The sequence below is a fragment of the Pseudomonas sp. PA-5-4B genome (assembly GCF_021606215.1).
In the GTDB taxonomy this organism is placed as follows: Bacteria; Pseudomonadota; Gammaproteobacteria; order Pseudomonadales; family Pseudomonadaceae; genus Aquipseudomonas; species Aquipseudomonas edaphica.
This window is the reverse complement of the sequence record NZ_WKDB01000003.1, coordinates 106,755-131,317: the sequence shown is the minus strand read 5'-3', so window position 1 is coordinate 131,317 and position 24,563 is coordinate 106,755. Positions and strand designations below refer to the sequence as shown.

At 60.5% G+C, this 24,563-nt stretch carries 30 protein-coding genes; 17 read left to right on the top strand and 13 right to left on the bottom strand.

Going from position 1 to position 24,563, the window contains the following annotated elements:
• Positions 1-176 precede the first annotated feature (176 nt).
• From GIW28_RS03375 to GIW28_RS03365, 3 genes are read left to right on the top strand one after another with little or no spacing between them, the layout of a single operon-like run.
• Complete coding sequence (locus GIW28_RS03375; RefSeq protein WP_138453449.1) at positions 177-542, top strand: type II toxin-antitoxin system RelE/ParE family toxin; 366 nt, start codon at positions 177-179, stop codon at positions 540-542.
• Positions 535-840, top strand: coding sequence for an XRE family transcriptional regulator (locus tag GIW28_RS03370; protein WP_017139630.1), 306 nt, complete (start codon positions 535-537; stop codon positions 838-840). The genes GIW28_RS03375 and GIW28_RS03370 overlap by 8 nt, the downstream gene beginning before the upstream one ends.
• Before the next feature lie 19 nt (positions 841-859).
• Positions 860-1,756, top strand: coding sequence for a LysR family transcriptional regulator (locus GIW28_RS03365; protein ID WP_017139629.1), 897 nt, complete (start codon positions 860-862; stop codon positions 1,754-1,756).
• Here the strand turns inward: GIW28_RS03365 and GIW28_RS03360 are convergent.
• Together GIW28_RS03360 and GIW28_RS03355 are read right to left on the bottom strand one after the other, a co-directional pair.
• Entirely contained in the window at positions 1,746-2,147 is a 402-nt protein-coding gene (locus GIW28_RS03360) for a RidA family protein (RefSeq protein WP_017139628.1), read from the bottom strand. The two genes, GIW28_RS03365 and GIW28_RS03360, sit on opposite strands and share 11 nt — an antisense overlap.
• Before the next feature lie 81 nt (positions 2,148-2,228).
• The gene (locus tag GIW28_RS03355) at positions 2,229-3,101 is read right to left on the bottom strand and encodes an EamA family transporter (RefSeq protein WP_138451496.1); all 873 of its coding nucleotides are present in this window, start codon (positions 3,099-3,101) and stop codon (positions 2,229-2,231) included.
• A 99-nt stretch (positions 3,102-3,200) separates the two neighbouring features.
• On the opposite strand from GIW28_RS03355, the gene GIW28_RS03350 reads away from it, so the two are divergent.
• From GIW28_RS03350 to GIW28_RS03340, 3 genes are all read left to right on the top strand, one after another.
• Complete coding sequence (locus GIW28_RS03350; protein ID WP_017139626.1) at positions 3,201-3,983, top strand: AraC family transcriptional regulator; 783 nt, start codon at positions 3,201-3,203, stop codon at positions 3,981-3,983.
• An 87-nt stretch (positions 3,984-4,070) separates the two neighbouring features.
• Positions 4,071-5,624 carry a DUF726 domain-containing protein gene (locus GIW28_RS03345; RefSeq protein WP_169986383.1) on the top strand — a complete coding sequence of 518 codons (1,554 nt, stop codon included), beginning with the start codon at positions 4,071-4,073 and terminating at the stop codon, positions 5,622-5,624.
• A gap of 41 nt (positions 5,625-5,665) precedes the next feature.
• The gene (locus tag GIW28_RS03340; protein WP_017139624.1) at positions 5,666-6,985 is read left to right on the top strand and encodes an Nramp family divalent metal transporter; all 1,320 of its coding nucleotides are present in this window, start codon (positions 5,666-5,668) and stop codon (positions 6,983-6,985) included.
• A 28-nt stretch (positions 6,986-7,013) separates the two neighbouring features.
• On the opposite strand, the gene GIW28_RS03335 is transcribed toward GIW28_RS03340, so the two are convergent.
• From GIW28_RS03335 to GIW28_RS03325, 3 genes are all read right to left on the bottom strand, one after another.
• Positions 7,014-7,391: a type II toxin-antitoxin system VapC family toxin gene (locus GIW28_RS03335; RefSeq protein WP_026013886.1), complete on the bottom strand. Its 378-nt coding sequence runs from the start codon at positions 7,389-7,391 to the stop codon at positions 7,014-7,016.
• On the bottom strand, positions 7,388-7,747 hold the full coding sequence (locus GIW28_RS03330; protein ID WP_099549267.1) for a type II toxin-antitoxin system Phd/YefM family antitoxin: 360 nt from the start codon (positions 7,745-7,747) through the stop codon (positions 7,388-7,390). Before GIW28_RS03330 ends, GIW28_RS03335 begins: the two co-directional genes overlap by 4 nt.
• 143 nt (positions 7,748-7,890) lie before the next feature.
• On the bottom strand, positions 7,891-8,823 hold the full coding sequence (locus GIW28_RS03325; RefSeq protein WP_017139621.1) for a LysR family transcriptional regulator: 933 nt from the start codon (positions 8,821-8,823) through the stop codon (positions 7,891-7,893).
• 117 nt (positions 8,824-8,940) lie between these two features.
• On the opposite strand from GIW28_RS03325, the gene GIW28_RS03320 reads away from it, so the two are divergent.
• The 7 genes from GIW28_RS03320 (at position 8,941) to GIW28_RS03290 (ending at position 13,023) form a co-directional block, all read left to right on the top strand.
• Complete coding sequence (locus tag GIW28_RS03320; RefSeq protein ID WP_099549268.1) at positions 8,941-9,429, top strand: DMT family transporter; 489 nt, start codon at positions 8,941-8,943, stop codon at positions 9,427-9,429.
• Between the two features lie 4 nt (positions 9,430-9,433).
• Complete coding sequence (locus GIW28_RS03315; RefSeq protein WP_236447548.1) at positions 9,434-9,889, top strand: DMT family transporter; 456 nt, start codon at positions 9,434-9,436, stop codon at positions 9,887-9,889.
• 89 nt (positions 9,890-9,978) lie between these two features.
• The gene (locus tag GIW28_RS03310) at positions 9,979-10,149 is read left to right on the top strand and encodes a metallothionein (RefSeq protein WP_017139618.1); all 171 of its coding nucleotides are present in this window, start codon (positions 9,979-9,981) and stop codon (positions 10,147-10,149) included.
• Positions 10,150-10,216: 67 nt separating this feature from the next.
• Positions 10,217-10,981, top strand: coding sequence for an AraC family transcriptional regulator (locus tag GIW28_RS03305; protein WP_170039749.1), 765 nt, complete (start codon positions 10,217-10,219; stop codon positions 10,979-10,981).
• Between the two features lie 103 nt (positions 10,982-11,084).
• The gene (locus GIW28_RS03300) at positions 11,085-11,258 is read left to right on the top strand and encodes a DUF1427 family protein (RefSeq protein WP_017139616.1); all 174 of its coding nucleotides are present in this window, start codon (positions 11,085-11,087) and stop codon (positions 11,256-11,258) included.
• 30 nt (positions 11,259-11,288) lie between these two features.
• On the top strand, positions 11,289-12,248 hold the full coding sequence (locus GIW28_RS03295; RefSeq protein ID WP_236447547.1) for a quinone oxidoreductase family protein: 960 nt from the start codon (positions 11,289-11,291) through the stop codon (positions 12,246-12,248).
• Between the two features lie 439 nt (positions 12,249-12,687).
• Positions 12,688-13,023, top strand: coding sequence for a DUF6124 family protein (locus GIW28_RS03290; protein WP_236447546.1), 336 nt, complete (start codon positions 12,688-12,690; stop codon positions 13,021-13,023).
• Positions 13,024-13,127: 104 nt separating this feature from the next.
• Here the strand turns inward: GIW28_RS03290 and GIW28_RS03285 are convergent, their stop codons facing one another.
• From GIW28_RS03285 to GIW28_RS03275, 3 genes are all read right to left on the bottom strand, one after another.
• The gene (locus GIW28_RS03285) at positions 13,128-14,156 is read right to left on the bottom strand and encodes a purine-nucleoside phosphorylase (RefSeq protein WP_017139613.1); all 1,029 of its coding nucleotides are present in this window, start codon (positions 14,154-14,156) and stop codon (positions 13,128-13,130) included.
• 14 nt (positions 14,157-14,170) lie between these two features.
• Positions 14,171-15,133 carry a nucleoside-specific channel-forming protein Tsx gene (locus tag GIW28_RS03280; RefSeq protein WP_017139612.1) on the bottom strand — a complete coding sequence of 321 codons (963 nt, stop codon included), beginning with the start codon at positions 15,131-15,133 and terminating at the stop codon, positions 14,171-14,173.
• Positions 15,134-15,288: 155 nt separating this feature from the next.
• Positions 15,289-16,227 carry an AraC family transcriptional regulator gene (locus GIW28_RS03275; RefSeq protein WP_236447545.1) on the bottom strand — a complete coding sequence of 313 codons (939 nt, stop codon included), beginning with the start codon at positions 16,225-16,227 and terminating at the stop codon, positions 15,289-15,291.
• Between the two features lie 259 nt (positions 16,228-16,486).
• Between GIW28_RS03275 and GIW28_RS03270 the strand changes: the two genes are divergently transcribed.
• The 4 genes from GIW28_RS03270 to GIW28_RS03255 all read left to right on the top strand — a co-directional run bounded on the left by GIW28_RS03270 (position 16,487) and on the right by GIW28_RS03255 (position 19,959).
• Positions 16,487-17,746 (top strand): ABC transporter substrate-binding protein, encoded by a 1,260-nt coding sequence (locus GIW28_RS03270; protein WP_428557410.1) that lies wholly within the window; start codon positions 16,487-16,489, stop codon positions 17,744-17,746.
• Between the two features lie 13 nt (positions 17,747-17,759).
• Positions 17,760-18,533 carry an L-iditol 2-dehydrogenase gene (locus GIW28_RS03265; RefSeq protein ID WP_017139609.1) on the top strand — a complete coding sequence of 258 codons (774 nt, stop codon included), beginning with the start codon at positions 17,760-17,762 and terminating at the stop codon, positions 18,531-18,533.
• 209 nt (positions 18,534-18,742) lie between these two features.
• Entirely contained in the window at positions 18,743-19,390 is a 648-nt protein-coding gene (locus GIW28_RS03260) for a nicotinamidase (protein WP_017139608.1), read from the top strand.
• A 212-nt stretch (positions 19,391-19,602) separates the two neighbouring features.
• Positions 19,603-19,959 (top strand): hypothetical protein, encoded by a 357-nt coding sequence (locus GIW28_RS03255; RefSeq protein WP_017139607.1) that lies wholly within the window; start codon positions 19,603-19,605, stop codon positions 19,957-19,959.
• A 39-nt stretch (positions 19,960-19,998) separates the two neighbouring features.
• Here GIW28_RS03255 and GIW28_RS03250 read toward each other — a convergent pair whose 3' ends face one another.
• Genes GIW28_RS03250 through GIW28_RS03230 form a run of 5 tightly spaced genes read right to left on the bottom strand, consistent with a single transcriptional unit; the run spans position 19,999 to position 24,561 of the window.
• Positions 19,999-21,030, bottom strand: a complete 1,032-nt coding sequence (locus tag GIW28_RS03250) for an ABC transporter substrate-binding protein (RefSeq protein ID WP_017139606.1) — start codon at positions 21,028-21,030, stop codon at positions 19,999-20,001.
• Positions 21,031-21,042: 12 nt separating this feature from the next.
• Positions 21,043-22,140: an NAD(P)/FAD-dependent oxidoreductase gene (locus GIW28_RS03245; RefSeq protein ID WP_236447543.1), complete on the bottom strand. Its 1,098-nt coding sequence runs from the start codon at positions 22,138-22,140 to the stop codon at positions 21,043-21,045.
• Positions 22,137-23,480, bottom strand: a complete 1,344-nt coding sequence (locus GIW28_RS03240; protein ID WP_236458968.1) for an FAD/NAD(P)-dependent oxidoreductase — start codon at positions 23,478-23,480, stop codon at positions 22,137-22,139. Before GIW28_RS03240 ends, GIW28_RS03245 begins: the two co-directional genes overlap by 4 nt.
• Entirely contained in the window at positions 23,477-23,767 is a 291-nt protein-coding gene (locus GIW28_RS03235) for a (2Fe-2S)-binding protein (protein WP_017139603.1), read from the bottom strand. The genes GIW28_RS03240 and GIW28_RS03235 overlap by 4 nt, the downstream gene beginning before the upstream one ends.
• Complete coding sequence (locus GIW28_RS03230) at positions 23,767-24,561, bottom strand: ABC transporter permease (protein WP_236490380.1); 795 nt, start codon at positions 24,559-24,561, stop codon at positions 23,767-23,769. The genes GIW28_RS03235 and GIW28_RS03230 overlap by 1 nt, the downstream gene beginning before the upstream one ends.
• Positions 24,562-24,563 lie beyond the last annotated feature (2 nt).

Below are 24,563 nucleotides of genomic sequence, written 5' to 3'. Positions count from 1 at the left end.
TTTTTTGGAAGTATTTCTTAACGCTATTCGATGGTTTGCCAATAGGGCAGGGTTGTTGCTCAGCGTCTGGTCAGAAGGATGTACAAACAATTTCCCCTGGAACCCGGCTGGTAATGCAGTCTTTTCTGAATCTAAAGTATGCCCTTGAGTTTATATTCCTTAGGTGGCATATTCGCATGGATTGGGACGTTGAATACACGGATGAATTCGCAGAATGGTGGGATGAACTGGGCGCAAAGGAGCAAGTCTCCGTGTCCGCCAGCGTTGATCTGCTGGGGCTTTTAGGGCCTGGCCTGGGCTTCCCCCATACCAGTGATATCAAGGGTTCCCGGCATGGCAACCTGCGGGAACTGCGGGTCCGGCACGCCGGCCGGCCCTATCGAGTGCTGTATGCATTTGATCCCCGGCGCTGCGCTGTCCTGCTGATCGGCGGCGATAAAGCCGCACACCCCAGGTGGTACGAGGTGCATGTGCCCTTGGCCGAAAATGTGTACGACATCCATTTGCAAACATTGCGTAAAGAGGCCCGTCACCATGGCTAAAAAATTCGCTGAACTTCAAGCGCGCATGACCCCGCAATCGCGTGCCGAAGCCGAGCAGCTGTTCCGCCAGCACCTCAAGGAAATGCCCCTGCATGAGCTGCGCAAGGCCCAGCAACTGAGCCAGGAAAGCCTGGCCAAGGCGTTGAATATCAACCAGGCAGCGGTTTCCAAGATGGAGCGGCGTACCGACATGTACATCAGCACGCTGCGTGACTACATCCGGGCGATGGGCGGCGAGTTGGAAATCATCGCGACCTTCCCGGATGGCCAGGTCAAGATCGACAACTTCGCTCACTAAGTCACAGTGGACCACCCCGATGAATCAGCTCCTGGCCATGCGCGCCTTCGTCCGTGTTGTCGATACCGGTTCATTCAGCCGTGCATCCGACCAGTTGGCGCTGCCACGCTCTACCGTCAGCAAACTCATCACTGACCTGGAAAGACACCTGGGCACCCAGCTGATGCACCGAACCACCCGCGCCCTGGCGCCCACGCTTGAAGGGCTGGAGTATTACCGCCATGCGCGACGGCTGGTGGCTGAGCTGGATGAAGTGGACAGCGCCGCACGCGGGCAGATCCTCAAGCCCGGCGGGCACCTGCGCGTGGATGCACCGGCCTCGTTTGCCAATTGCCTGTTGATTCCGGCGTTGGTGGACTTTCATCGTGAGTACCCCGATATCACCATCGCCTTGGGCATCAGCGACCGTGCGGTGAATATCGTCGGGGAGGGCGCCGATTGCGTGATCCGTGCTGGCAAGCTGGAAGACATGGCGATGATCGGGCGCAAGGTGGCGGACCTTGAATACCTGACCTGTGCGGCACCCAGTTACGTGGCGCGCCGGGGTTTGCCGGTTTCGCCCGAAGACCTTGTAAACAACCACCTCAGGGCCGGGTATTTTTTTGCTGGGTCGGGCAAGCCGGAGCCGCTGATTTTTGAGCAGGGCCAGCAACGTATCGAGGTCAACGACTGCGCTTTTTCGACTAACGAAGGCAACGGCCTCAAGGAAATGCTGCTCGCGGGCCTTGGTGTGGGGCAGCACTTCAAGTCGATCGTGCAGCACTACCTCGATACCGGCCAGTTGGTTGAGGTGCTGCCGGGTTGGTCGCGCCCGGCCACGCCATTGCATATCCTCTACCCACCTAACCGTCATCAGAGTGCGCGGCTCAAGGTCTTTACCGAGTGGGTGATCCGCACGTTTGGGGTCAGGGAATAATCGCGGTTACGCGTATCTCCACGCGCATGGTCGGCAGTCCCAGGGCCTCGACGCCGACTTGCGTCCAGATCGGCGCATGGTGGGGCATGTAGCGCCGGTATTGCTGGACCATCGCTTCGTTGACCTCAGGTGCAAACCCACCGACGTGGTAGGAGTTTATGTGAATCACATGCTCCCAACCCGCGCCGGCGGTGGCCAGGGTTCGGTCCAGGTTGTGAAACGCCTGGGCGATTTCTTCACTGAGGTCGGCGGGGATCTGGAACTCATCGTCCCAGCCGCCCTGGCCTGACGTTTCCACGCGGTTACCGATTTTCACTGCTTGGGAATAGTGCAGGTGTTCGCGCATGGTATCGCCATAGCCTGGGGTGACAAAAAATTCGGGCATGCTCATGGTATTTCCTCGATTGAATACACGATCCGACGAATGCTAATAGAGCGAATGCGCGAACAATATACCAAGTTTCTGTCATGACTATCTACTGGTATGCACAATCGGTTTGCGATAAAGCCCGACTGCCAAGCCGCTGATAATCACTGCGATAAAGACCAGATTGGCTGTGGAAACACGCTCGCCCAGTATCAACATCGAACTGGCAATCCCGAACACCGGGATCAATAGCGACAGCGGCGCTACCGTGGACACGGGGTACGCCTTGAGCAACGTGTTCCAGCCCCAGTAAGCAAAGTGCGTGGCCAGGTAAACCTGAAACAGCAGCGACCACACGGCGGTGAGGTCTAGGTTGGCGGGGAGGCTTACGAACGCACCGTCGCCGTGCACCCACCAGGCCATCAGGAACAGCGGGATTGGCGGAAACAGGCTGGCCCAGACCATGAACGAAAAGATTTCTTTAACCCCCGACGTCTTGATGATGACGTTGCCGATGCTCCACGCCAGTGCGCTGAACACGATCATCAGCACGCCGAGCGCAGCGTGTTCGCCTTGCTGGTTGGCGATGATCCCGGTTAATCCGATCAAGGCCAGAAAAGCCCCGGCCCACTGCGCGCCGCGAATTTTCTCCTTGAATAGCACGCAGCCCCAACCCAGGGTGAAAAACACGCTGAGCTGGATGAGCAATGAGGCAATCCCCGGGCTCACCCCAAGCTGGATGCCATAGTTGATCACACCCCACATGCCCAGCCCGAAGATCACGCCATAGGCCGCTACATAACCGAATGGCACGGCGGGGCGCTTGATGACGAACACCAGGGGCAAGGCGGCGAGGGCGAAGCGCAGGCCGGTGAGTAAAAAAGGGTCGATGGCCCGCAGGCCCAGTTTGGTGATGGGGAAATTCAGCCCCCAGGCCAGCGTGACCAACAGGGCAAGTGCCAGGTGTTTCTTGTGCATGGACGTTCCTTCGAACCGGTTGCTTCAAAGGGTTGAAGGTTAGAGCTCGGGCGTATGGCCCGCTTGCCATGTCAGGTCATACTTTGACAAGATCGGGCCATGATTCCGACCTTTAACGACAACGACCCCGAAGCGCTTGTGACCCTGCGTGAATACCCATGCGGCAGTGTGTTTGCCCGGCATACGCACCCGCGCGGCCAGTTTGCCTATGCTTCCACCGGTGCCTTAAGAATGTTCACCGACCTGGGCAACTGGGTGGTGCCGCCGCAGCGGGCCGTCTGGGTGCCCGGTGGCATTGCCCATGAAATGCACATGCGCGGCGATGTGGTGATGCTCAATACCTACCTCGATGCTCAAGCCGCCGAGCGCGCAGGGCTGCAGGGACACTGCCAGGTTTTCGAGGTGTCGCCACTGCTCAGGCATCTTCTGGAAGCGGCATTGACGTGCGGGGCATCGGCAACGTCCGAGGTGCGGCGGCACTGTGTATTGACGCTGCTGATCGACGAAATCAGTACGCTATCGGCCTTGCCCCTCAGTGCGCCGCTGCCCTCTGAACCGCGTTTGGCGAGGGCTTGCCAGCGCTTTCTGGACGCGCCTGCGCAAACCGTGTCCCTCGATCAAATGGCCAGTTGGTCGAGCATGAGCCGGCGGACCTTTACTCGTCACTTCCTGGAAAGCACCGGCATGACCTTCGTGGCGTGGCGCCAGCAAGTCTGCCTGCTGGAGGCCACCGCGCAACTCAGCCACGGCGCCTCGATCACCGAGGTCGCATTTGCATTGGGCTTCAGCAGCCCCAGCGCCTTCACCGCGCTGTTCCGCCGTCACCTGGGCGATTCCCCGGCGCGCTACCTGGCCAAGTCCAAGGCCGTGTCGTTGTTCTAAAAAGCTCACACGCTGGTCAGGATTCACCTTGCAGGCGGTCCTGCTTTGTTACTATCGCCGCCCACCGTCATCAGGAGTCACCGGCCCATGCAACACCAGTGGGATGAAATGCACCGCACCCGCAAGCCCACGTTTCTGTTGTGTGGCGAGCCTCAGGGGGATGTGCTCAATCTCTATGTTCACGGTTATTCGGCGTTCTTCAACCGCCAGCAACTGGGCAATTTCACGCAACAACTGGCAAGCATCGAAGGCTCGACCAACCTGATGCTGTTCTGGCCGGCGGGTCACTTTCTGGAAAACCTTTTTGCTCCCTTTAAAGATGTGATTACCGCAATGCTTGGCGGTGGCGGCCTGGGCGCGGCAACCGTGGGTGTGGGCCGTGCGATTGCCTACTTTCTCGACCATTACAAAAGTGTCGAGGCGCGTGTCGATGAAGTGGCCAAGACGCTATTGCCTGAGCTTGCCCATTACCTGCACGGCGAAGCGCTGCCCGTGCGGCGCATCAACCTGATCGGGCATTCCCTGGGCGCGCGTATCCTGGTCAAGAGTCTGCTGGCCAGCCCCGAGGTCGCCCGCCAATTGCCGCTTAACAATGTGTTGCTGATGGGTGGCGCGATCAGTACGTCCAGCCCCTGGGATGAAGTGTCGGCGCCCCTCAAAGGGCGCGTGATCAATTGCTACTCCAGCAAGGACTGGGCGCTTGCCATCAAGCCGGACACCGAGCGCTGCATAGGCCGGTATGCGATCGACGTCACCCCCGCACTCAAGGCCAAGGTCACCAATGTGCACCTGGCCACCTTCGACCACGCCGCCTACTGGCCGCAGTTGAAAACGGTGGTGCAGTACACCGACCTGCTGCAGGAACGGCGTGGCCTTATCCGCGCTGACCTGCGCAGCAGCGAAGTGCGTTTTGCCGAGGAGGACGTGGAACTGTTCCCCGCGCTGGTGCAGGCGCGGCCGGAGGAGCTTAAGTTTCTGGCTGAGTTGATGGCACAAAAACGCAGTGCCTCGATCGATGCCGATGTACGTGAACCGCTGAAACTGGCCATCGAGCTGCAACGCATGGGCGGTGACAGCTTTATGAACATCGCCCGTGGCCATGGCGTGAGTTATCGCCAGATCGCCGAAGATGTCGCACAGCGGCTGGGCATCAAGTTCGATGGGCCGCTTGAAACCGTGGTGCTGGCAGATATCGAGGCACAGGTCGCGGAAAAGCTCATCGAGCAGTACAAGGACAAACTCAGTCGCGCCGACCGCCAGGCCTTCGACGCCGAGCTTAAGGCGGCCGCGCAAAAAGAGCAGGGCCTGTTCAATCGTATCGATATCGGCCGCTCGGCCACCACCGCCCTGAGCGGCACGGCGTTGGCGGGGCTCACCGGGTTTATCTTGCGGCGCGGCGCGGCCACCGCAATTCCGCTGGTGGGCCAGGCGCTGGCGGCGGCGATGTTGCTGGTAACGGGCGTGCGAGCGCTTTCCGGCCCGGCCTATTCGATCACCACCTTGGCGGTCTTGGTGATTGGCGTGATTCGCCAGCGCATGGAGCGCGAAGCGTTGAACCAGGAGATGGACCTGGTGGTGCAAGTCGTCGAAGCGTTCGACTTGCCCCGGGAGACGGTGATGCGCACGGTCGCGTCGGACTGATAAGCTGCGGCCCTGACTTGTGTGTTTGCCTGGGATACCGCGTGAAATTCAGCCTGCCGAAAATCGCCACTGCCCCGTTCTGCCCGCCGGAAGTGGCCGGCTCCGTTATCGTCGACCCCAAGGCCTCGTTTTTCAAACGGGCGCTGATGTTTGCCGGCCCCGGCCTGCTGATCTCCATCGGCTACATGGACCCCGGCAATTGGGCTACCGCCATCGAAGCCGGTTCTCGTTACGGCTACAGCCTGCTATTCGTGGTGCTGCTGGCCAGCCTGGCCGGGATGGCGGTGCAGTGCCTGTGTTCGCGCCTGGGCATCGCCACCGGCAAAGACCTCGCGCAACTGTGCCGTGAGCGCTACAGCAAACGCTCCGCGCGCACGCAATGGGTGTTGGCGGAAATCTCCATTATCGCTACCGACCTGGCTGAAGTCCTCGGTTGCGCCTTGGCATTTCACTTGTTGCTCGGCGTATCGCTGACGACCGGTATTGTGATCACCGCGTTCGACACACTATTGATCCTGGCCCTGCAAAACCGCGGTTTCCGCCGCCTGGAAGCGATCATGCTGGCGCTGGTTGCAACCATTGGCGTGTGTTTCTTTATCGAACTGGTGCTGATCAAACCTTACTGGCCGGACGTACTCAGTGGCTTTACCCCGTCACTGGCGGCCATCAGCGATGCAGCGCCGTTGTATTTGGCTATCGGTATCCTTGGCGCCACGGTGATGCCGCATAACCTCTATTTGCACACCTCGATTGTGCAGACCCGCCTGATTGGCAAAGACCTCGCCAGCAAACAGGACGCGGTCAAGCTGGCGCGTATCGACACCATCGGCTCCCTGGCCCTGGCGTTGCTGGTCAACGCCGCGATCCTGGTGTTGGCCGCCGCCGCGTTTTACAAGACCGGCCACACCGAAGTGGTCGAGATCCAGGACGCCTATCACCTGCTTGACCCATTGGTGGGAGGCGCCTTCGCCAGCATCCTGTTCGGCATCGCCTTGTTGGCTTCGGGGCAGAGTTCGACCTTTACCGGCACCATCGCCGGGCAAGTGATCATGGAGGGTTACCTCAACCTGCGCATCCCGTGCTGGCAGCGGCGCCTGATCACGCGCGGATTGGCGCTGATCCCAGCGTTCCTGGGGGTGTGGCTGATGGGCGACGATGCCATCGGCAAACTGCTGATTCTGAGCCAGGTGGTGCTCAGCCTGCAGCTGCCTTTCGCGTTGTACCCGCTGATCCGCATGACTGACGACAAGCAACTGATGGGGCCCTTCGTTAACCGCTTGCCCACGCGGTTACTGGCGTGGTTTCTGTTTGCGCTGATCAGTGGGGCGAATGCGTGGTTGATTGGGCAGTGGTTGTTTTGACTTAAACGTGTGATCGCTCCAACGCGGTCTACACCAGAATTGCCAAGGATGTGTACTGGGCAACCTGCGGATCGGCCGTCAGCAGTTTCATCGGCTCGCTCATGGCTGCCGCAACGATAAGCCGGTCGAACGGGTCTTTATGGTGGTGCTCAAGATCCTTCACTGCAATCGCGTGTTCTGGGGTGATCGGCAATTCGGTGAAACCGCTCTCCAGGCAGTATTCACGAATTTCATCCAGCTGCACCTCGAGCTTTCCCAAGCCTACCTTGATCGCCATTTCCCAGAAGGTTGCAGCGCTGACGTAAATCTCAGCAGCGTCTTCAATCAATTTTTTGGCTTTATTGGATAGCCTGGGGTCATCACTCAGTGTCCACAGCAGAATATGGGTATCCAATAGCACCCTCATAAAGGGTTGACCTCAAACGCATCCAGCAGGTCATCGGGTAAAGGCGCATCAAAGTCTTCGGGGATAATGAGCTTGCCTTTCATTGCGCCAATCCGGCGGCCTTTGGCCTTTCCTACGGGGACGAGCTGTGCCATCGCACGCCCATGCTTGGCGATGGTGATCACTTTGCCAGCAGCAGCCTCATCGACCAGCTTTGACAGATTATTTTTTGCTTCACCCAGCGGTACGGTAATCATGTGGCGATCTCCATATTTTGGCCAAATATAGCCAAAATCAGCTGAGCTATCAAAGACGGCATGACGACCGGCTTTAGCCGCGCGTTCAGAGCGCGATTGTTTTTGATAAACGAAACCCATGGCACCTCTCCAAAAAAAGATTGAGCCAAAGTCTGCCTGCCATATGCCGTGTCTGAAATAGTGGCCCGAAAAATCAGAACGGGCCTACTTTTCCCACGAGGAATTTTTACCTTCCAATGCTTTTCCAGTGAGAGGGAGGAGCCTCACCGATCCCAATACGGCACCGCTCCAAAACACTCCACAAAATAATCAATCACCGTGCGCACCTTCAGCGACAGCCGCCGGCTGCCTGGCCACAGCGCGGCAATCTGTTGCGGTTCAAGGGTGGTGGCCACGTCGTACTCCGTGAGTACCGCCTGCAAGGTGCCGGCGCGCAAGCCTTCGCCGATCAGCCAGGACGGAAACACCACCAGCCCAAGGCCTTGTTCCGCCGCGTGGGTGAGGGTGTCGGCGTGGTTGCCGGTGATCGGGCCTTTGACGCTGTAAGGCGTCCAGTCGCCCTGGCCGCGGCGGAAGAACCAGCGCTGCTGGCCGGTGATGCCTTTGTAGGCCAGGCATTGATGGTTGGCCAGTTCTTCGGGGTGGCGCGGCGTGCCATGCCGGGCCAGGTAGGCGGGGCTGGCGGCGAGGCGAAAACGCTGGGGCGCGAAGATGCGCGCCTGCATGCTGGAGTCGTTCAGCACGCCGATGCGAAACAGCAGGTCGGTGCCGTCTTGCAGCGGGTCGACGTAGGTGTCGGTTTGCTGGATATCCAACTGTAGCTTGGGGTAGCGACGGCACAACTCGCCCAGCCACGGTGACAGGTGGCGTTGGCCGAATACCATCGGCGCGTTGATGCGCACCAGCCCGCTGGGTTCGCTTTCCTGCTCTTGCAGGGCCTGGCCGGCGGCCTCCAACTGTTCCAGCATCAGGCGCGCATGACGCCCCAGTAGCCGCCCGGCTTCGGTGGGGCTGACCGCACGCGTATGGCGGTAGAGCAATTGCTGGCCGAGCGCCTGTTCCATCAATTGGATTTGCCGTGAGATGGAGGAGGGCGCCAGCCCTTCGCGACGTGCCACTTCGGAAAAGCTGCCGTGATCCAGCACGGCTACAAACAGGCGCAATGCCTTGAAACTCAGTTCATTCAAACCCTGCATCGTGGCTCCGTGCTGTGCGTAATACGCAAAGGTGTTATTTGCATGCTCCCATTTATCGCACAAGACGGCCACCGGATAATGCACACCATGTTTCCTTTTTTGATACGCAGGTGATGTATGCAGGCAAGTTCCATCGAAGGCGTGGCGCAGGCCAGGCCGAAAAAAAACCTATTGCGATTGCTGCTGTTGCCGCTGGTGATTCTGGCGGGCATGGGCCTGTCGGTTGAGGCCGGCTTGCTCGGGCCATTGGGTGTACAGGTCGGGCATTTGTGGGCGACGTTGAGCATCTTTGGCGTCGGTACGGCGATTCTGTTTTTGCTGCTGCTGTTCAGCGGCCCGCAAAAAGGCCCGGCACTCACCGACCTGCCGCGCTGGCAGTTGATCGGCGGCTTTTTGGGGCCGATGTACGTGGTGGTGCTGACTTTGGCCACGCCGCATATCGGCATCGCCATGACCATGGTCGCGATCCTCTCGGGCCAGGTCGGCAAGAGCGTGCTGATCGACCATTTCGGCTGGTTCGGCACCGCGCGTAAACGGGTCAATGGCGAACGCTGGATTGCCCTGGCGTTGATTGTGGCGGCACTTGTTCTGATTGCACGGGGTTAAAGCGATGAATCTGATTCTGTTGTTGGTACTGGTGATTGCCGCCGGTGCGGTGCTGAGTGTGCAAGCCGCGATCAACGGCCGGCTGGGGCAGGCGGTCGGCGTGTTGCGCAGCAGTTTGCTGACCTTTTCGGTCGGGGCGATCAGCACCGGCCTGTTGATTTTCTTCTTCGAACCCGCACAGGCGGTGAGCTTGTTGGACGTGCCCAAATGGCAGTTGACCGGCGCGTTGTTCGGCGTGGTGTACATGATGGTCATGGTCGGCGCAGTGCCCGTGGTGGGGACGGCAGTGGCCACGGTGGCGGTGATCGTCGGGCAGTTGGGCATGGGCATGCTGATCGATAACTTCGGCTGGCTGGGCAACCCGGCCATCGAGCTGTCGGGCAGCCGTATCGTGGCAATGCTGCTGTTGGCAGTGGCGCTGGTGTTCATGTACCGCAGCAACAGCCTACTGGCCGATTAACGGCGGTGAACCTTGAAACCTTGCCGGTAGTCACTGCTTAAGGTGCAGCGCCCGTTGCACCTGGACGACCATGCAAAAGGAGTCTGAACATGGCTGATAAAACCTGTGCCTGCCCACACTGCAAATGCGTACTGGGCACCAACGCGGTGATGAAAGACGGCAAGGGCTACTGCTGCCAAGGCTGCGCCGAGCACCATGCGCATGGCGAACCGTGTGCCTCGTCGACCGGTTGCGAGTGCGCCAAGTCTGCCCACGGCTAAAAATCCGCTCGGCTTATCGGGTGGCGGTCATTACCATGGCCGCTCACCCTTGATTGATGTGTGCTTCATGGCCCTGGCCGCGCCTCCCGACCTCACTGATCATGCCGTCCCCGTGCAACCACTGGCGCGCACCTACCCCCGTGGGTTGTATGTGGAGCCACACAGCCACGACTGGGGCCAGTTGCTCTACGCCATGAGCGGGGTGATGTGGGTTGAAACACCGCGCGAAGCCCTGGTAGTACCGCCGCAGCGCGCCGTGTGGTTGCCACCGGGTGTGGAGCACGGGATTCGCGTGGTCTCGGACTTGCAGATGCGCAATATCTACCTGCGCCCAGCCTTGGCGGCGACGCTGGACAGCCAGGTGCAGGTGATTGAAGTCGGCGGGCTGCTGCGTGAGCTGATCGTCACGCTGGTTGATCAAGGCGATAACGGTGATACCGCCTATTACGACGCCGTAGTCGGTCTGGCGCTGTTGGAGTTGCAACGCGCGCGCCGCTCCCAGATCCGCATTGCCATGCCACTGGGGGCGGACCGCCGTTTGATCAATGCCTGCCAGGCAGTGATGGCGGCGCCCTCGCTGGAAATCCCCTTTGAGCAACATGCCGAAGCGGCGGGTGCCAGCGTGCGCACCCTGGCGCGGTTGTTCCAGAACAACCTCGGTATGGGCTTTGCCGAATGGCGCCGTCAGGTGCAGCTAGCCACGGCGGTGGCGGAACTGATCCAGGGCCAGTCGGTGAGCGGCATTGCCCGCTCTTTGGGCTATTCGCCGAGCAGCTTCAGCGACATGTTCCGCCGTGAACTGGGTGTGGCACCGTCGCAATACGTCGGTTGAGGCTTTGGCCGAAATCCTGAAGCACTTGGCCGATGCTTCGGGGGGGTGCTCACTACACTGAGCGCATCAACCCACCCGGCGTAAACCCTATGAACTATCCCCTATGAACTATCTCATTTCCCTCGCCATCGGCCTGTTTGTCGGCGTGATCTATGGTGCCCTGGACTTTCGCTCACCCGCGCCGCCTGCCATTGCCCTGGTGGGGCTGATGGGGATGTTGATCGGCGAGAAGCTCTGGCCCATGGGCCGTGAGCTGGTCAGCGGTTGGTTGTCCTGATTTCTTTTTTCACTTCGATGGATATTGGCCATGAAAGCACTGCAATTTTCCGCCACCGGCGACCTCGCCGCCCTCAGTTTCGTTGAAGTCGACAAGCCGCTGCCGGCTGCCGGTGAAGTGTTGGTCCAGGTTAAAGCGGCGGGTTTGAACCCCAGCGACGTTAAAAACGTACTTGGCCGGTTTCCCTACACGACGTTGCCGCGTATTCCCGGCCGGGACTTTGCCGGTGTGGTGGTGGAAGGCCCGCAGCAACTGGTTGGCCAGGCAGTGTGGGGCACCGGCCGTGACCTCGGTTTTTTTTCCGACGGCTCCCACGCGCAGTACCTCACGGTGTCGGCGAAAGGCGTGGCGCATAAACCGACGCATCTAAGCTTTGCCCAAGCCGCCAGCCTCGGCGTGCCGTACACCACCGCCTGGGATGCGCTGGAGCGCAGCGGTGTCGGCAAAGGCACGCGGCTGCTGGTGATTGGCGCCAATGGTGCTGTAGGCAGCGCGGCGTTGGCGCTGGCGAAAATTCGCGGTGCGCAGGTGCTGGCGGCGGTGCGCAAAGCGGATCAGGTCGAGGCGTTGCAGGCGCAGGGCTTTGACGCGATTGCCCTGGGCCAACCGGACGCATTGGGCGGGCAGGTGAATGCGGTGTTCAAGGGCGGCGCCGATGTGATCTTCGACACCACCGGTTTCTGGCTGCCGGCGGCTGTCGCCGGTTTGGCCCCGTTCGGCCGCATCGCGATCATCGCGGCGCCGGTTGATGGGCATGTGCAGCTGCCGGCGCTGGCGTTGTACCGCAAGGGCGGCTCGGTGGTGGGCATCAATTCATTGCTCTACAACTGCGAGCAATGTGCGGTGATGCTGGAGCAGTTTGGGCGGTTTTTTGATGAGGGTTCGCTGCCGTTGCCGACAGGGTTGCGTGAGGTGGCGTTGGCGGATGGGGTGCAGTGCTACGAGGAAGTCAACAAAGGCAGCGCGGACAAGGTCATCTTCCTGCCTTAATGCGGTTAAAAAGTGTGGGAGCTGGCTTGCCTGCGATGGCGGTCTGTCAGTCAGAGAGTTATTGACTGACCCATCGCTATCGCAGGCAAGCCAGCTCCCACATTTTGATCTTCACTAGGCTTGAGGGCTGTTCTCGATCGGACGTTTCCCACAAAGGTTTCAGGTTGTCGCTCGGAAGCGGGCTGACTAACCTCACTGCCGTCGCTGCCAATTCAGCGGCCGGATTTGACCGTCCGACTTGTTAACGAATCGCTACGCCCAGTACCAACCTCAGGCGTTTTTTTTATGCCTGAGGTATTGTGTCGCGGCAGTTGTGCGCGGGATACCTTTGGGTATGCCGGGTTCGTTGACAACCGGTCGGTCAACCCGCGTACAGCTGCCACCTTATCCTTGCTTGACCGCGAGCGTTGGCAGCTTCACTTGTCGACGGAGTTCCACCATGATCAAAGACAGCCCCAACCCCCCAGTCCATCAAGACTACGACACCAGCACCCTGCACGAAGTCGCCTGCCGCGCGATCAATCACTATCTCAACCCCGGCAAACCCATTCCTGAATCCAGCGAAGGCATCTTCACCGTGCGCGCAGACTTGGGTACGGAAACCTTGCTGGTCAATGCTTCCCAGGATCTGGCTTCCATCAGTGATATCGCCAACCACCTCGCGTTTGAAATCGAGGGTTCGCAACGCAATGTCGCGCTGGGTATCTGCCGAATGCTGGAAGGTGTGCAACTGCTGGTCGACAAGGCGCTGAATGTAGCCCACCCCGTGACTTAAAAGTGTGGGAGCTGGCTTGCCTGCGATGGCGGTCTGTCAGTCAGAGAATGATTGACTGATCCACTGCTATCGCAGGCAAGCCAGCTCCCACATTTTGATTTTTACTAGGCTTCAGGGACGCCTTTTTCCCAGGCCGACCAGTTCTTCAGGATCGCCTGTACCAGCGGATTGCCCGTGCGGTACAGGTTCTCCAACGCCGGTACAAACCCACCCTGGTCGGCATACTTCAGCAAGTTGTCCACCTCGCTGTAGCCCGGATACGGCCGGTCGAAATCGGAACCGGCACGCACCACCGCCAAGCGCTGAATATCCACCAACCCTTCACGGCTGGCGCGCAGCAAGGCTTCATAGGTGGAGTTATCTTCCTGCTGGGTGGTGCAGTACTCGCCTTTATTGTCGGTGAGCAACTTGGTCCAGACCTCGGCGCGTTCGCTCAGGCGTGTGCCGGAGAACCAGGTGTTGCCCGCCAAAGTGTCGCAGCGCGTGACTTGCGGCGGCTGGTTGGCCGGTGCGGCCGGGTAGTGTTTACGCCAGGCGCTGGATTCCTTGCTTTCGCTCAGCTCTACCTTTTGCGACAGGGCAAACGCCTTGGCCTGCAACTTCGGGTTCAGCTCGAATACTTCGGTCTTGTAGTCCAACGGTGGTTTTTCGTTGGGGCCTTTGGTGTTGATGCCGATGTAACCGGTTGGCCAGTCTTTAGGCGCATCGCGCGAATCCAGCTCCCATTGGGTGCCGAACTCCACCAGGTAATGCGCCCAGGCGGCGGTGCCGATGGTTCCGTGTTTAGGGCTGATGCCGGCGATCCCGGCAATCAGGAAGTAGCTCTGGCGCAGGTCGAACTTGGGCGACAACGCCAGGGCCAGTGTGGACGCGGCGGCGTTGGTCTGGCCCATGCCGGTCACCAGCAGGCACACGTCCTGGGTGTTGCAGCGGATCACCGGGTATTCGGCCGACAGGCCTGGCACACGGACTTCCTGCTTGAGTTCCAGGCGGTCGATCCAGGTTTGCGCCTCGGGGGCGAACATGGTGATCAGCATCACTTTGGGTTTGATCGGCGCCGCAGCATCGGCCAGCACCACGTGGGGCAAAAAGGCCAGGCCGATGGCCATCGAGAGACGGGTAAGCATGTTCATCTATAGCTCCTTGATCAGAATTGGTAACCGACACCGGCGTAGTAGCCCCAGCCATCCGAGCGGGCGCGGAAGTTGCCTTCGCCAAAATTCAGCTCGCTGCCATCCTCCCAGTTGCCGCCGTTGTGGAAGTAACGACCGACCAGGGTGAAGCGCAGGTGGGTGAACGAATACAACAGCACGTTGGTGGCCACCAATGAATTGGCGGTGCGCGCCGGGTTGTCCTTGTGCAAGTCCGAGCCGAAATCGTAGTTGGTAAAGCCGATGTAGGTCAGCGAGGCACCGTTATCGAAGCTGCTGATGGGCACGATGTACTTCATTTGCGCACGATAGCCGTCCCACGAGTATTCGTTGCTCGCGCCGTAGTTTTCCCACTGGTAGCGCCCATAGAAGTTGGCCGACAGGTTGACCCGCGAATGAGTGTCGATGTCGGTGCCCAGGCCGCTGTACAAGGTGTTGGCGCGGTTGGACTTGTTACTGCCGTGGTCGTAGATCCAGTCAAAGGCTACATACCATTCCTTGAACGGACCGATGGCCAAACTGCGGCCGGCCAGGTAGTCGATGGAGATACGCGGCTCATGCTCCATAAATACCGGCGAACCATGGTCCCACGCGCCTTTGTCATTACTGTTACCGATGCCGAGGATTTTCGGCACGTCGATATAGCCATACAGCTCGAACGGGCCTTTGCGGCCGAAATACTCGTATTCCAGGTACACATCATCCTGCGGCTTGGGGCCGAAGCTGATGTCTTTGCTGCCGATCAGGGTCAGGTCCTGGTTGAACCAGTCCGACATGTACACGCCTTTTTTTACCGGGCTGGCTTCCGGGCTTTTGGTTTCAGGGCTGAGGGTTTCGCCCTGTGCTGAGTCATCGGTGGGTTTTTGCTGCGCCAAAATGGGTGCGCTGAGTACTCCCGTAACGGCGGCCAGTAGCAAGGAAACACCAAAACAAGCGGGACGCCTTGAGGTGAGGTGCATTGAAAATCCCTATTCTTACGCGGTTGGAACCCGTTTCTGCGGGTAGTGGTGAACTTGGCGGCCAAGTTCGTTCCGCAAACGTTTGCACGTGGCGTACCAACTTTGCTCAAAGGGTTGAGCGGTATGGAAAAAACAGGGATTAGTCGACCTTTTGGTCAAAATTGGCTGGGTGTCAATTTCTCGATGCGGTTGAATAAATGCATCGCGGTTTCGCGTCGATACTCGCTCGGCGTCTGGTGCATCTCGATGCGAAAGTGCCGGTTGAAGTTGGACAGGTTGGCGTAGCCCACTTCAAAGCAGATGTCCGCCACTGACATGTCGCTTTGCAGCAACAGGCGGCAGGCGCGTTGCACGCGGAACTTGCGCATCAGGTCTATAAACCCGTGGCCGGTGTTGCGTTTGAAGAAGCGTGAGAAGCCGGGTTCGCTCATCTGCAGTTGCTGGGCGATGACCGAGAGGCGCAAGTCGCCGGTCAGCTCGCGCATCAGGTAATCGAAGGCTTTGTTGATGCGTTCGGCGCTGCGTGCATCCAGGGTGGGCGCATAGCAGGGGCTGGCCAGTGCCTCTACCTGTGCTTGCGGTGCATTTTTAAGCGTGTCGAGCAGTTGCAGGAACAGGATCAACCGTTGCAGGCCTTGGGCGTTGCCGATGGCTTCCATCAACCCGGCTGCCTGTACAGCGGTCTCACCCGTGAATTCCAGGCCGCGTCGGGCCTGTTCGAACAGCGGTTGCAAGTCGCCGAGTTCCGGCAGGGTTTTGCGCAGCGCGAACAGGGCGGCGCCGTCGAATTGCAGCACCACGTCGCGGCCAGTCAGGTATTCGCCAGGGGCCAGGTCGCCGATCCAGTCGTGGGGCAGGTCGGGGCCGATCAGCGCCACATGCCCGGCGCTGAACGCACCGATATAGTCGCCCGCTACCAACTTGCCACTGCCTTGGCGGATCAGGTGGATCTCAAACTCGGGGTGGTGGTTCCAGCGCGCCAGGTCATACGGGTAGTCATGTTCGAACCAGCGAAAACAGTGGTCCGGCTCGGGCAGGATCACTTCGAGTTCGGCGGGGCGATGTTCGAATAGTTTGTCGCGGCTGACGGGCACGGTGATGCCTCTTATACATTGGATAACGCCAAAATACGCGTAGCGGCAATCAGTGCGCTACCCCCGATTTTGCCCGGCACTGATACTTTTTTGACTTTCAAGTACGGGTTAAAAAAGTATCAGCAGCGCATTCGCCATTCGTTTGTGAGGCCTTGACCAAGCTGCTGTAATCGCAACTCAACAACAAAAACAACAGGTGGATACCGCCATGCTCAAGCTCCCACACGCGCTGTTCCTGCTGACTGGCCTGGCGCTGGCCATGCCCAGCTACGCCGCCGACACCGTGACCATCGCCACAGTCAACAACAGTGACATGATCCGCATGCAGCGCCTGTCCAAGGTGTTCGAGCAGCAGCACCCGGACATCAAGCTCAATTGGGTGGTGCTCGAAGAAAACGTGCTGCGCCAACGCCTCACCACCGATATCGCCACCCAGGGCGGGCAATTCGATGTGCTGACCATCGGCACCTACGAGACGCCATTGTGGGGCGCCAAACACTGGCTGGAACCGCTGACCGAACTGCCTGCCAACTATGACGCCGAGGATATTTTCCCTTCGGTGCGCCAAGGCTTGTCGGTCAACAACACCCTGTATGCGTTGCCGTTTTATGGTGAAAGCACGGTCACCTACTACCGCACCGACGTGTTCAAGCAAGCGGGGCTGAGCATGCCCGCGCATCCGACCTGGACCCAGCTCGGCGAGTTTGCCGCCAAGCTCACGGTAAAAGATAAAGACCAATACGGCATGTGCCTGCGTGGCAAAGCGGGTTGGGGCGAGAACATCGCCTTGTTGAGCACCATGGCCAACGCTTTTGGCGCACGCTGGTTCGACGAACAGTGGAAGCCGCAGCTGACCAGCCCTGAATGGACGGCCGCCGCCAACTATTACGTCAACACCCTGAAAAACTACGGCCCGCCAGGCGTCTCCAGCAACGGCTTCAACGAAACCCTGGCGCTGTTCAACAGCGGCAAGTGCGCGATCTGGGTGGATGCCAGCGTCGCCGGCTCGTTCACCACCGACAAAACCCAGAGCAAAGTGGCCGACAGTGTAGGGTTTGCCGCCGCGCCGACCGAAGTCACCGACAAAGGCTCCTCCTGGCTCTATGCCTGGTCCCTGGCCATCCCGGCCACGTCCAAACACAAGGACGCCGCCAAGGCCTTTATTGCCTGGGCCACCTCCAAGGACTACATCCAACTGGTCGCCGACAAAGAAGGCATCACCAACGTGCCACCGGGCACTCGCCAGTCCACCTACAGCGAGGCTTACCTGAAGGCCGCGCCGTTTGCCCAGGTGACGCTGGAAATGATGAAACACGCCGACCCTGCGCACCCGTCGGCCCAGCCGGTGCCGTATGTGGGCATTCAGTACGTGACCATCCCGGAGTTCCAGGCCATCGGCACCTCGGTGGGCAAGCTGTTCTCGGCGGCGCTTACCGGCGGCATGACGGTTGACCAGGCGCTGCTTGAGGCTCAGTCCACCACCGAACGCGAAATGAAACGCGCCGGTTACCCTAAGTAAACAGGACTTCCTTATGAAACGACTCGAAGGTAAAAGCGCGCTGATCACCGGATCGGCGCGCGGTATTGGCCGCGTCTTTGCCCAGGCTTATATCGCTGAAGGCGCAACGGTTGCCATTGCCGATATCAACCTGCAACGCGCGCAGGCCACAGCCGCCGAACTGGGGCCACTGGCTTACGCGGTCGCGATGGACGTCACGGATCAAGCCTCCATCGACGGCGCGATTGCCACCGTGGTGGCCCATGCCGGCAAACTCGATATCCTGATCAACAACGCCGCACTGTTCGACTTGGCGCCCATCGTCGATATCACTCGCGACAGCTTTGACCGGCTGTTTTCGATCAACGTCGGCGGCACGTTGTTCACCTTGCAGGCCGCGGCCCGCCAGATGATCCGCCAGGGCCACGGCGGCAAGATCATCAACATGGCCAGCCAGGCGGGGCGGCGCGGCGAGGCATTGGTGGCGGTGTATTGTGCGACCAAGGCGGCGGTGATCAGCCTCACGCAGTCGGCGGGTTTGAACCTGATCAAGCAGGGTATCAACGTCAATGCCATCGCGCCGGGCGTGGTGGATGGCGAGCACTGGGATGGCGTGGATGCGCTGTTTGCCAGGCATGAAGGGCTGGCGCCTGGCGAGAAGAAACAAAGGGTTGGGGCCGAAGTGCCGTTCGGGCGCATGGGCACGGCTGAGGATTTGACCGGCATGGCGATCTTCCTGGCCTCCAAAGATGCCGATTACATCGTGGCCCAGACCTACAACGTCGACGGCGGTAACTGGATGAACTAGGTCAAGTGTGGGCCTGGCTTGCCTGCGATGGCGGTCTATCAGTTGCAGTCTTGCTGCCTGACCCACCGCTTTCGCAGGCAAGCCAGCTCCCACCTTTGATCTTTGAGCTTCTTGGACGGCAACACTGTGCTCAAAAAAGTAAACAAAGTGTTTGTGGAGGCAGCCGTCCCTCATGTCTACTTTTACCTGCACCTCACAGGAGTGCCGCCATGCCCCTTGCGAAAACCGCCATTGCCTCATTCGACGTCGACCCTCAAAAGAGTTTCACGCCGCTGTGCCCCAATGAACTGCCGGTGGCCGGTGGCGACCAGATCGGTGCCGAACTCAACTACATGGCCAGTCTTGCCGGTTACCGTGTCGGCAGCAAAGACGCCCATACCCCGCAAGCACCGTGGGTGGTCACGCAACCTGGCGACATGCTCAAACCCACCGGCCTTGAGCATGCCGACCTTACCTGGCTCAGTCATTGTGTGCCGGGCACTGAAGGCTTCACCTTGCTCGACGAATTACCCACCCCGTATGACTACGACTACTTCATCTGGAAGGGCGTTGAACCCGACCTGCATCCCTATGGCGCCTGTTACCACGACCTGCACGACAAGCTGTCCACGGGGGTTATCGAGTACCTCAAGGCCCAGGGCGTGCGTCGCGTGATCGTGGGTGGCCTGGCCCTGGACTTCTGCGTCAAGACCACCGCCTTGCAACTGCTCAAGGCTGGCTTGGAAGTGGTTCTGCACCTGCCGGCGTGCCGAGGCATCAGCGAGGCGGGTGGTGCGGCGGCGGTAGAGGAGTTGCTCAATGCCGGTGCAGTCATCAGCCGTAGTCGCGAAGAGCTGAGCGCGATGGCCACGCGCTAACTGCAGGCCCGGTAACGTGCTGTGCCGGTGTTTCGCGGCTAGAGCGGTAGTTCTGCGCGTTAAAAAATGAGACGCGTCCTACATCACTCGCTGGGAGTTACTGATTACCCTCTACGCTTTTGCACAAGCGGCCTTGTCTGGCCGGGGGGCGCTATCGCGTGAGGGAGTCAACTGCAAACCGTGTTGCCCGGTTCCTGCCGGAATTTATGCTTATGGTCGTTGTAAGCCTGCTTTCAGGCGGGGCCGCTACCTTTCTGGCGAGCACCACCTATTTGCGCCGCCTTGGCCCGGCGATGCAAACCGGATGTACCGTTGCGCTGTTGCTGGGCTTGATGATTTTATCTGGCCTTGGCCATTGGATGCTGGCACGCGGGCGCGTTGCTTCCACTGGATGGCATACCGGCTATTTTGTCCTCTGCTTGATAGTGGTGACCCCGACCATTCAATACCGGCCCCACGCGCTGGCTTATCTGTTGGGGGTTGTGTTTCCACTGCTGGGAATACTTCTGCTAAACACTTACCGCTATCACGACATGCGACTGAAACTGGCAAACATTCGCTGCCCGTAGCTCCCGCGCAGTCACGCGGGAGCACACCAGGCCTGCCCGCTACCGCTCGATCGAGCGGCTCCACCGCGCATTCCACTCCGGCCGCGCCTGGTTCACCTGGTCCCAATCAATCGAAATCGCTGTCTGCAAGTAACCTTGCATGGCCTCCACCCGCGCGCGGGTTTTGTCGGTGGTTGGCGTAGTCGGATTCGACGGGATCTGGTCACCTTCTTCCAGCGCCGGCGCCTGGGCTTGGGCGGTCAGCAAGAAGGCCGCAAGTTTCTGTGCCAGTTCCGGCTGGTCATTACGCGCAATCACGCATTCGGCCACGTTGAGCACCACTGCGCCTTCCTTGGGCTGGGCGTATTCCATCGGGATGCCGAGCAATTGCTGCGTGGTGACCTGGGTTGGGGTGAGCGGGAAGATCGCCGCTTCGTCGGTCTGTACCATCTCGGAAATCTTCGCGGAACTGGCGATGTATTCCAGCACGTTGGGGCCGATGGTTTTTGGCCAGGCCTTGAAACCTGGCTCCACGTTGGTTTCGGAGCCGCCCTGGATGCGGTTGAACATCAAGAAGCCGTGCAGGCCGAAGGTGGAAGAGGCCAGCGATTGGAACACCACTTTGTCCTTGAATCGCGGATCGGCCAGGTCCATCCATGAGGTGGGCGCGGCCCAGCCTTTTTCCTTGAACATCTTGGCGTTGTAGCCCAGGCCCGTGACGCCCAGGGTCACGGCGACCGCTTCATCCTTGATTTTGGCCTTGGCCGGGATCTGGTCCAGGGTCGGGTTGGGTGTGAGTTTGTCGCACAGGCCCATGGAAATGGCGCGGTACATGATGCCGTCGTCGAGGAACATCACGTGCATCTGCGGGTTGTCTTTGTTGGCCTGGACCTTGGCGAGGATGTCCGACGAGGTGCCGGGCACAATCACCACCTTGACGTTATTGGCCTTCTCGAACGCGGGCAGCACCTTGTCGGCGTACACCCGTTCCATGGTGCCGCCGTTCATGCCCAAGTATAGCGTTGGCGCGGCATGGGCGGTGGCGGTGAGCAAGGCGAGGGGCAAGCAGGACAGCGCGATACGTGGGTTCATGGGTTTTTCCTCTCAGGCTTGGAAACGACGAATGGAAAACGCTTCGATGGGTTGGCGGCTGGCGCCTGTGCAGACGATCTCTGCCAGGGCTTCACCGACGGCGGGGCCGAGCTGGAACCCGGCGCCGGCAAAGCCGAAACCGTGGAGCAGGCCAGGTTGGGTGCTGCTGGGGCCGATCACCGGTTCATGATCGGGTAAGTAACCTTCGGTGCCGCTCCAGGTACGAATCGCCTGGGCACCCTTGAGAAACGGGTACAGTTCGCCGGCATTGCGCAGAATCTCCAAAACTGCCGCTTGCCCAGGGCGCGCCGTCAGCGGGCCAAGGGCAAAACCACGGCCGCCGCCGAGGATGCAATTGCCACGGGCGACCTGCCGTGCATAAATCCCGCCGCCTTCAACGCCGGTGCTCACGTTCATCACCACCGGCAGCGGCTCGGTCACCAGCATCGCCGGGTGTGCCGAGGTAATCGGCACCGGCTCGCCAAATTGCGCGGCAACCGTACCGGCCCAGGCCCCCGCGCAGTTCAGCAACCACGGCGCGTGCAGGTGCAGGCCATTGGCGCAGCGCACCTGGAAGCACTGGCCGTTATGATCGATCTGAGTCACTTCGGCCTGCTCGTGCACCGCCGCGCCAAGGCGCTGCGCCGCACGGGCGAAAGCGGGCGACACCAGGCGCGGGTTGGCATGCCCGTCTTCAGGGCACAGCGAGGCGCCCACCGCGATATCCCCGACCCAAGGGAAGCGAGCGCGCAGTTCGGTGTAATCCAACAACTGCAAGCCCAGGCCAAAGCCACGGGTCTGTTCGGCATAGGCTTGCAGCGCGGCGAAATCCCCATGGCTGCGCGCCAGTTTCAAATGCCCGGACCGCACATACTCGCCGTCGATGCCGATCAACCCCGGCAGGTCGGCCCACAGTTCATGGGCGCGTTGTGACAGTGGCAGTTGATGCAAGGGGCGGCCCTGGCGGCGCACACCGCCGTAATTCACGCCGCTGGAGTGCGAGCCACAAAAGTCTCGCTCCACCAAGGCCACACGCTGGCCTTTTTGCGCGAGCATCAACGCCGCCGAGGCGCCGACGATGCCGCCACCCAACACGATCACGTCGATCATGGCTGCACCTGCACACCAAACGGCAGCGGCTTGATCGGCGCCTGACCGCGCAGGCGGCCAACGTCTTGTATGGCGCGACCGCTGCGCTCGGCCACAATCTCTGCTGCCGCCAGGCCGCACATGCGGCCCTGGCAGCGGCCCATGCCGACCCGGCAGTGGGCTTTGACCCGGTTGATTTCCCAGTGGCCTTCATCGACGACGGCGCGTACGTCGCCGACGCTGACTTCTTCGCAGCGGCACAGGATTAACTCATCCGGCGCCTGTGCAGCCCATTGCTCGGGGAAAGGGAACGCGGTTTCCAGCCCACGGCGAAAGCGCTGGATACCCGCCAGTTGCTGCTCAAGCAGCGTTGGGCGAAGCGGATCGATGGCAATGCCTGAATCTTCCAGGACCGCCAACGCCGCACGTTCACCGGCCATCTGCGCGGCATCGGCGCCCATGATCCCGGCCCCGTCACCGGCCAGGTACACGCTGCTGACGCTGCTGCGCCCGGCACTGTCGCGCTGTGGCAGCCAGGCGCGATTCAAGCTGTTCCAGGCAAATTCACAGCCGAGCAAATCCGCCAGTTGCGTCTCGCTGCGCAGCGCATGGGCGAACGCCACGGCATCGCATTCCACTACGTGCTTATCCCAGTGGATGCCACGCACCCGTTGCTCGCCGTCGATTTGCTGGAGCGTCGCGCCCTGATACACGGGAACCCCATAGGCAGTGAGCCAGGCACGGTAATAAATGCCTTTGGCCAGGGTCGCCGGTTGCCCCAGCAGCGCCGGCAAAGCACGGCACTGGGCACTGAACGGCGCGCTGTCGAGCACCGCCACCACCTTGGCCCCGGCCTTGGCGTATTGGTACGCGACCAGATACAGCAACGGCCCGCTGCCACACAACGCCACGCGTTCTCCGATGGCGCAGCCCTGGTATTTCAACGCGATTTGCGCAGCGCCAAGGCTGTAGACACCAGGCAAGGTCCAGCCGGGCACCGGCAGAATGCGGTCGGTGGCGCCGGTGGCGACGATAATCTGCGCGTACTCCACGCTTTCGGCGTAGCCGTTAGTCAACATATCCAGGCGACCGTCCTCGGCATTCCACACCAGGGTTTCGGGCCGGTAGTCGATCAGCGGCGCCAACTCATCCAGTGTGCGGTGTACGGCCGTAGCCTTGCCCGCCTCAAAGCCATACAGTTGCTTGGCCGAGCGCTGAAAATTAGCCGGTTGGCGCCGGTAAATCTGCCCGCCGCCGCGCAGGCTTTCATCCACCAGGCAAGGCTTGACGCCATGGTCGAGTAAGGTGCGCGCCGCGCTGATGCCCGCCGGGCCTGCGCCGACAATCACGATCGGTTTCATGCCTGACGCCCCGGATCGCGGCTGATCGCCTGGCCCTCTTGCAGCAGCGTCGAGCAAGCCCGCACACGGCGCCCATCCTCCAGCCGCACCCAGCAGTCCTGGCACGCGCCCATCAGGCAGAAACCGGCGCGGCGTTCGGCGCTGAAATCGCTGCCGCGCAGGTGCTCGGCGCAGGTCAATATGGCGGTGAGCAACGTGTCGCCCAGCAAACCGGTGGCCGGTTGCCCGTCGAGGGTGAAGGCCAGGGCAGGGCGCCGGGTTTCGGCCAAGCGTTTGAACAAGGCCATCAATGTTTCCCCACCAGTACGCGGTCCAGGCCATACACCCGGTCGAGCAGGACCATGGTGGCTGCGGTGAGTGCAATGACCAGCGCCGAGACCGCCGCCATCATCGGGTCGATGGACTCGGTGGCGTACACGTACATGCGCACCGGCAGGGTTTGCGTGGCTGGCGAGCTGACAAAAATAGACAGCGTTACTTCATCGAAACTGTTGATGAACGCCAGCAACCAGCCGCCGGCCACGCCCGGCAGAATCATCGGTAAGGTGATTTGACGGAACAGCGTGAAGCGCCCGGCACCCAGCGATTCGGCGGCTTGCTCGGCACTGCGATCAATCCCGATGGCCGCCGCCAACACCAGGCGCAGCACGTACGGGGTGATGATCACCACGTGCGCCAGCATCAGCCAGGTGAAGCTGCCATTGACGCCCATCAGCGCAAACAGGCGCAGCATCGCCACGCCCAGCACCAGGTGCGGAATGATGATGGGCGAGAGGAACAACGCGCTGAAAAAGTTGCGCCCCGGGAACTGATAACGGCTGATCGCCAAGGCGGCGGGCACTGCAATCAACGTGGCCAATGTGGCGGCGGTAAACGCCAGGATCAGGCTGTTGTAGAACGCCTGGATAAAGTCGGGACGCTCGAACACCGCCCGAAACCAGCGCAGCGAGAAGCCCGAGGTGGGCAGGCTCAAGGTGTTTTCCGGGGTGAAGGCCACCAGGCACACCACCACCAGCGGCGCCATCATGAACAGCACCACCACACCATGAAAACCGAGGGCCAAAGGACCGTTTCTGGACATGC